An 11,717-nucleotide genomic window follows, 5' to 3' on the forward strand; every position below is an offset into this window, starting at 1 on the left:
GGGCGCAGGAAGCGCCTTGTCATGAGTTCTATTCTGGAGAATGAAAGTGATGCGTCAGAAAGGTTTTACTTTGATCGAGTTGTTGATCGTCGTGGCAATCATCGGCATCTTGGCCACCATCGGCCTGCCCATGTACACCACCCACCAGGCCAAGGCCAAGTTCACCGCCGGGTTGGCTGAAATCACCGCGTTGAAGCCTGGGTATGAAGACACCCTCAACCAAGGCACCGTACCCACGCTGGCGTTGATCGGTGGCGTCAGCCCAACCGCCAATTGCAAGATCGATGTGGCAGGGGATGTGGCGACGGGCGCGGGTTCCATCAGTTGCGAAATACTCGACGCTCCCGCGCCAGTACTGGGCAAAACCATCAGCCTGACGCGCAACGCCACCACTGGTTGGAAATGCACCACCACCGCTGACGCGAAATATATCGCCAAGGGCTGCGGCGCCGACGGTGCATAACTGCTAAACCCTCCACAGGGAAGTTGAGGTGGCCGATGTATTTATCCGTACAGCAGCGTGGCAGTATTTTTCTGGTAGCAGTGGTGTGTCTGCTGGTTGTCGGAATTTGTGCACCGTTCAGTGGGCATGACTTACAGCGGGCGATGCAGATTGCCATCGGGGCTTGTGCGGTGCTGTATGGGCTGTTGGTCGCCCCCGTTGAACGGTTGGTAGACCGGCCTACCGCCCTGGGCCTGGCGCTGATTATTGGGCTGGGCCTGGTGTCATCGACGCTGGCCCACCAGACGCTCTGGGCACTGGCCGAAGTGGCTTTATTTGTCAGCTGCGGTGCGATTGCCGTGGCATTTGCCTTGCTGCGTCGCCAGGGCGGTGAGCCTTTGGATCGCGCCTTGATCCTGGTGGTGGTGCTGCTGTGCCTGATCAAGTCGATTCAATATGTGTATGCGGGCGCACTCGCGTTCGCCAGCGCCGAGCGGACGCTGGACCCTGACTTGCTGCTCTCTGGCTTTTCCAACAAGCGATTCTACGGCCAGTTCCAGACGTTCACCCTGCCATTGCTGGCGCTTCCCTTGTTGATCCCGACTCTCTCGCGCTCGCTCAAAGTTGCGGTGTTTGCGTTGCTGTGCGTGTGGTGGCTGATCGCAATGGGTGGCGGCACACGCGGCACCTGGCTTGGCATGGGCGCGGCGGGTGTGGTATTGGCGGTGTTGGGGCCATGGGGTCGGCGCTGGCTGGGGTGGCAGCTGGCCGCAGTGCTTGGCGGGCTGTTGCTGTACTGGCTGGTGTTTACGGTGTTAGCGGATTACCTGGGGATCGAACTCGCCAGTAGCGCCAGCGATCGCCTCACCCTCTCGTTGTCGGGGCGCGGGCCGATCTGGTGGCAGGGATGGCACATGCTCACCGAGCGGCCAGGGCTGGGTTTCGGGCCTATGCATTTTGCCGATATCACCAACAGGATTGCCGCTCACCCCCACCAGGCCATCCTGCAATGGGCCAGTGAATGGGGTGTGCCATCGGCTCTGTGCGTCGCGGTGTTGGCGTGGCGAGGCGGCTGGGCCACATTCGGTATATTGCGTGAGCGCGCGCTGAGCGCCGAGCGTGCGGACCTGCTGCGGCTATGCCTGTTTGCATCGGTGGTTGGCGCGTTGGTGCAGTCCATGGTCGATGGCGTGATTGTGATGCCCAACTCCCAGGTTTGGCTGGCGCTGGTGGTGGGCTGGTTGATGGCGCTGCATGTGTGGCGAACGCCGCCGACCGCTGAGCTGCCATTGGCCCGGAGTGCTTGGAAAACGCTCAGTGTGCTGGCCGTTGGTCTGTTGATTTTTATTGTCGCGCGCGATGTACCTCACATCAAGCAAGCGCAGCAGCAGTACCTGGACGGCCATGACACCTTCCTGCAACCGCGCTTCTGGGCCCAAGGTGTGATTGCCCGTTGACGCCGGTAAGTTGCCGGACTTCCGATGCAGTGCTAGCTTTAGCCCACCGCCCGTGTAGCTCAGCCGGTAGAGCAGCGCACTCGTAACGCGAAGGTCGCAGGTTCGATTCCTGTCTCGGGCAAAAAGGCAACAAAGGCAGCACGTTTTCAGTTGATCCCAGAATGGTTCTGAAGGCCAGACGAGCCGGCATTCGCGCCCGCTCATTTGTATCTGCGCAAACCTTGATGACCCAGATGCATCCCCATTCCTCGATCTAAGAGAACACACATGACCACGACTGAAATGACCCAGGAAGCTCCGCACGAAGAAGCACTCAAGAAATACCTTGAGGACACGCCGCAGCTTAAAGAAGAAATCAAGGACCTGAGCGCCGATGATCAGCGCGATCAGATTCAGTGGGCATTCGAGGACGAGGCCGAGAGCCAAGGCCTTCAGCCTTGGGAGCTGACCCTCAAGTACACCTCGACACCGGAAGAATTCGAAGCGGCACGGCTGGTCTTGCACAAAGAGGCGGCCGAGGTGCTGGGTGTCGATTGGGAAGAGTACTGCGAGATGAATAACTTGGTGGTCTGAGCGTGTAGTGAGCGGGCTTGCCCCGCGCGGGGCAAGCCCGCTCACTACACAAGCATTTCTGAGTGTTTTAGATGCTCAGCCGCATCGACAAATCCACCGCCTTCACATCCTTAGTCATGGCGCCGATTGAGATGTAGTCCACCCCGGTCTCTGCGATAGGCAGCAGGGTGCTTTCGTTGATCCCGCCGCTGGCCTCCAGCTTCGCCTTTCCGCCGTTCAGGCGCACGGCTTCACGCATATCGTCCAGGCTCAACTCATCGAGCATGATGATATCCGCGCCCGCTGCCAGGGCTTCGCGCAGTTCATGCAGGCTTTCCACTTCGACTTCCACCGGCTTGCCGGGTGCGATCTTGTGGGCGGCCGTGATCGCCTGGGCAATGCCCCCGCAGGCGGCGATATGATTTTCCTTGATCAGGAACGCGTCATATAAACCGATACGGTGGTTGTGGCAGCCGCCGCAGGTTACCGCGTACTTCTGCGCCAGGCGTAGGCCCGGCAGCGTTTTGCGGGTATCGAGCAGCTTGACCTGGGTACTGGCGACAAAATCTGCCAGGAATTGGGCGCGGGTCGCGACCCCGGACAGCAACTGCAGAAAATTCAACGCGCTACGTTCGCCGCTGAGCAGCGAGCGTGCCGGACCTTCCAGGTGGAACAGCGCTTGGTTGGGGCTGACGCGTTCACCGTCGGCGACCTGCCAGTGCACGGCGACCCGCGGGTCCAACTGACGGAATACCGAGTCGACCCAAGCCGTACCCGCGATAACAGCGGCGTCGCGCGTGATGATGGTGGCGGTGGCCAGTCGTTCGGCCGGGATCAACTGCGCAGTGATGTCGCCGCTGCCGATGTCTTCCAGCAGTGCGCGGCGCACGTTGGCTTCGATTTCGGCGGTGAGGTCGGCAAGACGGAGATTCGGCATAACAGGCTCCACAAACAAAGTGCCCCGATTATAGGGGCAGTGCGCGTTTGAACCCAGGCTCACCCCTCATTTACCGTGCGATGGCAGAGTTTACTGGCGCAACCCACCTCATTTGCAAGATAATCTTGCGCCTTGTAATTGGCGTCATAGCTTTGACGTTTAGACAAATACCGCCGTTTCAGGAGGCCAGGATGCACAATGACGGAAAGGTGGTGCCAATCAAAAAGGCACACGCCACGCCATCGCCGCTCGCCCGACTTCCGGTGGTGTTGCTGCAGGTCCGCGACAAGGCGGTGCAACAGTTGCAGCAAGGGCTGCAGGAGCTGTTCGATAACGCCGATGACACGTTGTTCGAAATGGCCGACAGGTCGCGCAACATGCTTGACCACCATATTTTCTTTGAAGCCATGCGCGACCTGCGTCTTAAGCGCAAGAATTTTGAGCGCGTGTTCCTGGAGCAGCTATTTGAAGCCTTCGCCAGCCTGGGCCAGGCGGGGCAGGCAGAGCTGCAACGGTTGCCGGTGGTTTCCTATGACGCGCCGTCTGGTTCATCCAAGGATGCCCTGGAAAAAGTCGTGGCGCTTGAAGCCATGCTCGGCCGGGTGCGACACCGTGACGGCCTGGCCCTTGGCCAACTCACTGCGCGATTGAGCGCATTACTGGGCAATCGCCTGGATGAGCGTGAGAACCCGCTGGGGCCCGCGCTGCTGTGTGAGTTTTTCCTGCAGGCGGGACGCAGCCTCGGTGTGGAGATTCGCGTCAAACTGATCATGCTCAAGCTCTTTGAAAAATACGTGCTCAGTGACGCCGGCCAGTTGTATGGCGAAGCCAATCAATTGCTGGTCGCGACCGGCGTATTGCCGGAACTCAAGGCCGTACCGTCCCCTCGGCTTGAGGCGCGTGCGGCCCGCGAACACGCGCGCGAAGAGGCTTCGCCGGCCGCCGATCAGCCCGTCGACGAAAATGGCCAGGAAGCTTTCGCCGCGCTCCAGAAATTACTCGCAGTGGTACGTGGCAGCGTGGCGCCAACGCTTGAGGCCAGTGCCGAACCGTTGCCTATTTCCACCCGTGACCTGTTACGCCTGCTGTCCCACTTGCAGCAGTACGTGCCGGAGCCTGAGGCCGAGGACGATTTCGACCTGTGTAACCAGCTTGAACAGTTGCTCACCCGTGTCAGCGTCAAGAGTGGTAAGTCGCGGGTCGTAGAGGATGCGGACGAAGACGTAATCAACCTGGTCGCGCTGTTATTCGAATTTATCCTCAACGACCTCACCGTGCCCGGTGCCTTCAAGGCTGTGATCGGTCGCCTGCAGATCCCGATGCTGAAAGTCGCGTTGCTCGACAAGAGCTTTTTCAGCCGCGCCGGTCACCCGGCACGACGCTTGCTCAATGAAATCGCGGCCGCCGTCATGGGCAGCACTCCGTGTGAAGACGACCAGCGCGACCACCTTTATCTGCGCATCGAGCAGGTCGTGCAGCGTTTGCTCAATGAGTTCGTCGAAGACCCGGCGATTTTTCCCCAATTGCTCGCAGAGTTCAGCGCGTTTACCGCCGATGAACGGCGACGCAGCGACCTGCTTGAACAGCACACCCGCGATGCCGAAGCTGAACACGTGCGCACCGAAGCCGTACGCCAGCGCGTGGCCGATGTGCTTAATCGACGGTTGTTGGGCAAGGTCCTGCCGCGTCCGGTGGTGCAGTTCCTGCAGCAGGCATGGAGCCAGGTGTTGTTGCTGGCCAGTCTCAAGCATGGTGAGCAGTCGGTGCAATGGCAAGCGGCGTTGCGCACCATGGATGAGCTGATCTGGAGTGTCAGCCTGCAGCAAGACACCGAAGCCGGGCGCCATTTGCTGGAGCAACTGCCTGGCTTGCTCAAGGCCTTGCGCGATGGGTTGACCAGTGCCGCGTTCGACCCGTTCAGCACCCGTGAATTCTTTCTGCGCTTGCAGGCCTTGCACGTCCAGGCGCCCGAAGGCTTGGAAGATCTGATCGAAGTGCGCGAGCCGTTTGTCCTCAGCGCGACGTCGCCCGCCCCGGTCATCGACCTGCCGGGCAACGACCCGGACTTGCTCAGGGCTCAAGAACTAAAGGTGGGTAGCTGGGTGGTGTTCCACACGGACGCGACCGCCGCACTGCGGTGCAAGCTGACGGCGATCATGGCACCGGCCAACACGTATATTTTCACCAGCCGCACGGGGCTCAAGGTGCTGGAGAAGAGTACCGGCCAGTTGGCGCTGGCGTTCAAGCGTGGCACGCTGCATTCCTTGGACGACGGCCCCCTGTTCGAGCGCGCGCTGGCCGCGGTGTTGAATAAACTGCGTCAACTCAATCGCGGCAAGTGATCGCAACCAGAGGGTCGAACGCGGCATACTGGTCATACGTTGTCTCGTTCAAGGAACCTGTATGCAGTTGGACCCCACCAGCGGTTGGTGCCAGGGCATTCGTCATTGCCCTTCGCCCAACTTCAACGAGCGCCCCGCAGGCGAAATCTCACTGTTGGTGGTGCATAACATCAGCTTGCCACCGGCGCAGTTCGCCACCGGTAAAGTGCAGGAGTTTTTCCAGAACCGCCTGGATGTCACGGAACATCCCTACTTTGAAGGGATTGCCGACCTACGGGTGTCTGCGCATTTTCTGATTGAGCGCGATGGCACGGTGACGCAGTTTGTCTCCTGCCTCGACCGCGCCTGGCATGCCGGGGTTTCGTATTTCGAGGGCCGGGAAACCTGTAATGACTTTTCCCTGGGGGTAGAGCTGGAAGGCACGGATAATCAGCCCTTCACCGACGCACAATATGGGTCGCTGATCGACCTGACCCGCCAATTGCTGGCGGCCTACCCAGGCATCACCCCCCAGCGCATTTGTGGTCACAGCGATATCGCGCCGGGACGCAAGACCGATCCCGGCCCCGCTTTTGATTGGACGCGCTTTCGCAGCGCCCTGCAGGATGGAGGACACGCACGATGAGTTTTCTGGTGTTGGTACTGGCCGTATGGATCGAGAAGTTCTCGGCCCTGCGCCAGCGGTTGCAGCGCGATGGTGGTTGGCTGCGCGAACTGGCCAAGCTGGAATCGAGCCCGAGCATGGGCAAGCGTCCCTGGCTGATTCTGGTAGTGCTGGTGTTGTTGCCGGTGGCATTGCTGGCGTTGTTGCTGCTGGTGCTCGAGCCGGTGGCATACGGCCTGTTGGCGCTGCCGGTGCACTTGGTAGTGGTGATCTACAGCCTGGGCCGTGGTGATCTGCTCGCTGGGCTCGGTCCGTTTCGCGATGCCTGGCGCCGTGGCGACCTGCAAGCTGCCGAGCACGTGGCCGAACGTGACCTGAACCTCAGCGCCGACAGTGGCGAACAACTGCTCGAATGCGTTCAGGGCCATCTATTGTGGCAGGCGTACCAGAGCTTTTTTGCGGTGATTTTCTGGTACTTCCTGCTGGGCCCGGTGGCTGCCTTGGCCTATCGCCTGCTTGCCCTGGCCAGTGAGCACAGCAAGAACCCGCTGGTCGCTGAGCGCGCCGGGCAACTGCGCCACGCGTTTGACTGGCTGCCGGTGCGCCTGTTGGCGGCCAGCTTTGCCTTGGTGGGCAATTTCGTCGCGGTTGGCCGCGTGATGCTGCACGAACTGCTGAGCTGGGATATCAGCGCTGCCCAATTGGTGGAAAAAGTCGGCCTGGTCGCCGCCGAAATCCCGCCACCGGCGGTGGGCGCCGATGGCATCATCAGCCTGGATCGCATATGGGAACTGCTGCTGCGCGCCGCAGTGCTGTGGTACGCCGGGTTTGCCATCTGGGCAGTGTTGCCCTAGTCGAGTGAGTGCGGGCACATTATTTTTCGGCAGCCCCGCTGCCGTTAACCTTAAGTTACAAAACTCCCTTTCAAATTGAGCTATACAGATGCTGGCTAACTGCCGCCCTGCGCCTCAATAAAAATAAAAGAAAGGGAGTTCACCTGTGAAGAGCTTGCTCTATCCCGCCGTCGCGCTAATGAACCGCCTGAGCTTCGGCATGAAGTTCAGCTTGATCAGCGTGCTGTTCCTGCTGCCCATGCTGGCGACCAACTATTACCTGGTGCGCGATTCGTGGCGTGAATTCCAGGGCACACGTGTGGAATTGCAAAGCCTCGACTTACTCGGCAGCAGCCTGGCCTTGCGCCGCGACCTGGAAACCCTCAACAACCAAGTCCAAATCAACGCCACCCTCGGCCAGTCCGGCAAGGCCGGCGACCTTGAGGGCAAGATCAGCGCATTGGAAGACAGTGTCCTGAGCCGCCTGCAAAGCCTCAGCGCCATGGCGACCGACCCCGAGCAAGTCGCCGCTTTTGACGGCAAGCGCGACGAGTTGATCGCGGCCTTCAAGGCCCAGCAGCAGGAAACGTCGCTGCTGAGCAAAAGTGCACTGATCGGTAAGTTGCTCAACAAGGCACAGATGCTCAGCCAGATCATCGCCAGCCAATCCGGTTTGAGCCGCGACCCCCAGAGCGATCTGCGCCAGCTCAGCGAATTGATCACCAGCGTGACCCCGCAAGTCACGCAGACCCTGGGTGAAGGTCGGGCAATCGGTGCGTATTCCCTGGGCCAAGGCTTTCTTAATTCATCGTCCAGTACGCGCTTTGACGAACTGTTGCAGCAATTGGAAAAACTCCAGGCCGAATATGGCTTGAAGTTGCAGGATGCCTTGGGCGCCAGCAAGGCGGCGCACACCGCACTCGATGGCCTGGCCAAGGCCAGCAACGCCAGCTTGAAGCAAGGCAGCGAGTTGTTTGAAGAGCAGGTGGTGATGGCGCAAACCCTTGACGCGCCCTGGCAGGGTTTCTACGACGGTGTCAGCCAGTTGATGGCCCAGACCTACCAGTTGGACGACGCCACGCTGGCATTTCTCGGACAGCAGTTGGAGCAACGCCTGGCGCAGAACCGCACGCACATGGTGGTGCTGGTCCTGGCCCTGACGGTGGTGTTCCTGCTGATCTTCTATTTGTACGCAGGGTTTTACGCCTCCACGCGCACAACCCTGCGGCGCCTGGGGGCGATGATGGACAAGGTGGCGGCCGGCGACATGACGGTCGCCTTTGTCGCGGATAGCCGCGATGAGTTGGGCGACCTGGGCCAGGTGTTCAATGGCACCGTCGCGAAGATCCATGACTTGATCGAACGTGTCGGACACACCGTCAGCCAGGTCGAGCTCCAAGCCGGCCAGGTGGAAACGGTCTCAGCCCAGAGCAATCAGGCGGTGTCCGGGCAGCGCACGCAGATTGAGCAAGTCGCGACGGCCATGAACCAGATGTCGTCCACTGCCCAGGAAGTCGCACGCAGTGCGGCGGCGGCGGTCAGCAGTGCCCACAGCGTCAACGATGAAACTGTCAGTGGCCGTAGCCTGGTGCAATCCCAGCAGGGCAGCATCGCGCGGCTGGCCTCGGAGATCGATCAGTCGGTGCGGGTGATTAACCAATTGGCCACCGACAGCCAATCCATCAGCAGCGTGTTGGAAGTGATCAAGAGCATTGCCGAGCAAACCAACCTGCTGGCACTCAACGCCACCATTGAGGCCGCGCGGGCCGGTGAGCAGGGGCGTGGTTTTGCGGTGGTGGCCGACGAGGTGCGCACCCTGGCCCGGCGTACGCAGCACTCCACAGAGGAAATCGAACAGATGATCAGCCGCTTGCACAGCGGTGTGTCGGCCGCCGTGACGGCCATGGGCAGCAGCCATGAAATGGCCAATGGCACCGTTGAGCAGTCAGAAAGGGTCCAGCAGGCCTTGGAAAATATCCTCGGTGCCGTGGGCATGATCGTCGATCAAAACCAGCAGATCGCTGCGGCCGTGGAGCAACAGACGGCTGTCGCCCACGATATCGACCAGAACATCGTCGCAATCAATCGGGCCGGCGAACATGCCGCCGAGGGCGCGCATCAGACCGAAGCGGCGAGCCGGCAGTTATCGATGCAGGTGATCGAGTTGAAGCAATTGATCGGTGCGTTTCGCGTGTAAGACCTGGGCGTAGGATTTGTCGTCGTATGGCGTGGTGCTTGTCCTGATTTTCCGGCGTCCCTTTTCTGTTCTCCTGAATGGGTGAAAATTGTTTCACTCGATTTCAAGTTCAGGGGAGGCACAGCGATGACCGCTGCAATCGGCATCAAAGGGCACTGCGCCCATTGCGACATCACCTTTGAGCTCAAGCCTTGGCAGTTGAATGCCATTGCTATCGAAGAGCCATTCGATTGCCCGTACTGCCAGTGGGTATTGCGATTGAACTGCCCCCGGCAACTGCGTCAGTTCAAGTCCCTGGACCATTGGGCCTTGGTGCGCCCGAGCATGGTGGTCTTGACCTGTATTGTGCTGATTGTGGTGCTGGTCGCGGAGTGGCTGGGGCTGATCAGTGTGATCGGCCAGTTCAACGTCTCGCTGGTGGTGCTGCTGGTACATTTCCTGGCGTTGCGTTATGCCCGTTACCGCCAACAGCTAACGCTGGACCTGCAAGGGGTCACGCCGAACCTACCAATTGAACAGCTCGCAGGCATTGCGTGTGCTCGCCTCAGCCAGCAATAGCGGGCTGATACCCATGCGCTCGGCCAGGGCGGTGCAGATAGCTGGCAGGTGCTCGGGGCTGTTGCGTTGGCCGGGGAACATGGCCGGTGCCATATCGGGCGAGTCGGTTTCCAGCACCACCGCGTCGAGCGGCAGTTGCGCCAATACCTTGTGCATACGCAGGGCCTGTGGCCAGGTAGGGGCGCCGCCCAAGCCCAGCTTGAAGCCGAGCTTGATGTACTCGCGGGCTTCTTCTTGGCTACCGGCAAACGCATGGATGATGCCGCCACGGGGTAGGCGGATGCGCTTGAGGGTGGCGATCACAGCGGCGTGGCTGCGACGTACATGCAGTAACGCTGGCAATTGGAAGTCCACCGCCAGCTTCAGTTGAGCTTCAAACAGGCTCTGCTGGCGTTCGCGGTCCAGTTGCTCGAGAAAGTAATCCAGGCCGATCTCACCGACCGCACACAGTTGCCGGTGGCCGTGCAGGCGAGTCAGCCAGTCGCCCAATTCCGACAGGTCGGCGGGACCATGCTCATCAAGGTACACCGGGTGCAGGCCAAAGGCGGCGAACAAACCTTCGTCCGCTTGCACCAGATCCCACACGCGCTGCCAATTTTGCTGATACACCCCCAGCAGCACCATGCGTCGCACACCCAATGCCCGGCTATGACTGAGGACGTCCCGGCGATCGCTGTCGAAATCCGCAAAGTCCAGGTGGGTGTGGGTGTCGATCAACTCCACGTTCAGGCCTCGTGAATACGCTGCTTGAACGTCCGGCCAATGGCGTGCACACCAGGTTGGTACTGCTCTTCTTCGATAGCGGCCAGGGCCAGGCGCAGGGCGGTTTCGGCGATCTGCTGATGTTGTTGGGCCATGGCGTTGACCGGCAGCGGCAGGAAGTCCAGCAACTGGGTGTCACCAAACGTGCCCAGGCGCAGCGGGCGTGATTTGAGCGGAAAGTCATGCAACGCATCGAACACGCCTTGCAGCAGCACGTAGGACGTGGTCACCAGCGCGTCAGGCAAATGCCCCAGTTGACCCAGAAGTTGCTCCATCAACTGCCGGCCGCAGTCGCGGCTGAACGCATCGCCGTGTTCGACGATCACCTCGCCGGTAAAGCCTTCGAGCGCTTCACGGAAACCAGCGGCACGTTCCTGGCTGATGCTCAGCTCGGGCCGTGCGCCGATCAGCACGATCTGCTTGGGCAGTGGTTGCAGCAGGCTGCTGGTTAATTGCTGGCACGCCTGGCGGTCGTCGCTGACCACTGAGCAGAATTGATCCGCGCGCATTACCCGGTCGATGGCAATCACCGGCAAACCCTTGGCTTGCAGCGCGTGATAACTGTCATCGCTGGCCGGCAGGCAACTGGCCACAAACAACGCATCACAACGGCGGGCGCGGAACAGTTGCAGTAATTGGCGCTCGCTGTCGGCGTCATCGTCGGAACTGGCGATCAGCAACTGATAGCCACGCGCCCGTGCGCCTTGCTCCAGGAGCTTGGCGATGCGTGCGTAACTTGGGTTTTCCAGGTCGGGCAGGATAAAACCCAAGGTGCGCGTGTGCCGACTGCGCAGCCCGGCGGCCTGGGGGTTGGGGGTAAAGCCATGGGCTTCGACGACAGCGCGCACCCGTTCGACGGTGGCGTTGCTGATGCGTTGCTGTTCGGCCTTGCCATTGATGACGTAGCTGGCGGTGGTCACGGACACACCGGCGAGACGTGCGATATCACTGAGTTTCAAACCGGGATTTCCTTGTTTTTTGGAGCTTGCCCCGACATTTTGTCCAATCGTAACCGATTCCTGTGGACGGCCAA

11 protein-coding genes and 1 tRNA gene are annotated in these 11,717 nt (G+C 60.5%); 9 read left to right on the forward strand and 3 right to left on the reverse strand.

Annotated elements, in window-relative coordinates; genetic code table 11:
• The first annotated feature begins 49 nt into the window (after positions 1-49).
• The 4 genes from AACY52_RS09895 (at position 50) to AACY52_RS09910 (ending at position 2,472) form a co-directional block, all read left to right on the forward strand.
• Positions 50-463: a pilin gene (locus AACY52_RS09895; protein WP_339417595.1), complete on the forward strand. Its 414-nt coding sequence runs from the start codon at positions 50-52 to the stop codon at positions 461-463.
• Positions 464-498: 35 nt separating this feature from the next.
• A complete protein-coding gene (locus AACY52_RS09900; RefSeq protein WP_339417405.1) occupies positions 499-1,899 on the forward strand; it encodes an O-antigen ligase family protein in 1,401 nt (466 codons plus the stop codon).
• Positions 1,900-1,947: 48 nt separating this feature from the next.
• Positions 1,948-2,020, forward strand: a tRNA-Thr gene (locus tag AACY52_RS09905).
• Between the two features lie 146 nt (positions 2,021-2,166).
• Entirely contained in the window at positions 2,167-2,472 is a 306-nt protein-coding gene (locus AACY52_RS09910) for a DUF6388 family protein (protein WP_339560454.1), read from the forward strand.
• A gap of 67 nt (positions 2,473-2,539) precedes the next feature.
• On the opposite strand, the gene nadC is transcribed toward AACY52_RS09910, so the two are convergent.
• Positions 2,540-3,388: a carboxylating nicotinate-nucleotide diphosphorylase gene (gene nadC / locus AACY52_RS09915; protein WP_339427177.1), complete on the reverse strand. Its 849-nt coding sequence runs from the start codon at positions 3,386-3,388 to the stop codon at positions 2,540-2,542.
• 191 nt (positions 3,389-3,579) lie between these two features.
• Between nadC and AACY52_RS09920 the strand changes: the two genes are divergently transcribed.
• From AACY52_RS09920 to AACY52_RS09940, 5 genes are all read left to right on the forward strand, one after another.
• Positions 3,580-5,730, forward strand: a complete 2,151-nt coding sequence (locus tag AACY52_RS09920) for a DUF1631 domain-containing protein (RefSeq protein WP_339560455.1) — start codon at positions 3,580-3,582, stop codon at positions 5,728-5,730.
• 61 nt (positions 5,731-5,791) lie between these two features.
• A complete protein-coding gene (ampD, locus tag AACY52_RS09925) occupies positions 5,792-6,355 on the forward strand; it encodes a 1,6-anhydro-N-acetylmuramyl-L-alanine amidase AmpD (protein WP_339417412.1) in 564 nt (187 codons plus the stop codon).
• On the forward strand, positions 6,352-7,188 hold the full coding sequence (gene ampE / locus AACY52_RS09930) for a regulatory signaling modulator protein AmpE (protein WP_339427175.1): 837 nt from the start codon (positions 6,352-6,354) through the stop codon (positions 7,186-7,188). The genes ampD and ampE overlap by 4 nt, the downstream gene beginning before the upstream one ends.
• Before the next feature lie 1,471 nt (positions 7,189-8,659).
• Positions 8,660-9,364 carry a methyl-accepting chemotaxis protein gene (locus AACY52_RS32210; protein WP_370468016.1) on the forward strand — a complete coding sequence of 235 codons (705 nt, stop codon included), beginning with the start codon at positions 8,660-8,662 and terminating at the stop codon, positions 9,362-9,364.
• A 126-nt stretch (positions 9,365-9,490) separates the two neighbouring features.
• Positions 9,491-9,922 carry a hypothetical protein gene (locus AACY52_RS09940; protein ID WP_339417415.1) on the forward strand — a complete coding sequence of 144 codons (432 nt, stop codon included), beginning with the start codon at positions 9,491-9,493 and terminating at the stop codon, positions 9,920-9,922.
• Here the strand turns inward: AACY52_RS09940 and AACY52_RS09945 are convergent.
• Both AACY52_RS09945 and cra read right to left on the reverse strand, forming a co-directional pair.
• Positions 9,869-10,645 carry a TatD family hydrolase gene (locus AACY52_RS09945; RefSeq protein WP_339417417.1) on the reverse strand — a complete coding sequence of 259 codons (777 nt, stop codon included), beginning with the start codon at positions 10,643-10,645 and terminating at the stop codon, positions 9,869-9,871. The two genes, AACY52_RS09940 and AACY52_RS09945, sit on opposite strands and share 54 nt — an antisense overlap.
• A gap of 2 nt (positions 10,646-10,647) precedes the next feature.
• Positions 10,648-11,643, reverse strand: coding sequence for a catabolite repressor/activator (gene cra / locus AACY52_RS09950; RefSeq protein ID WP_339417419.1), 996 nt, complete (start codon positions 11,641-11,643; stop codon positions 10,648-10,650).
• Positions 11,644-11,717: the final 74 nt, after the last annotated feature.

Source organism: Pseudomonas sp. EA_65y_Pfl1_P113 (assembly GCF_963970525.1).
Lineage (GTDB): Bacteria > Pseudomonadota > Gammaproteobacteria > Pseudomonadales > Pseudomonadaceae > Aquipseudomonas > Aquipseudomonas tritici.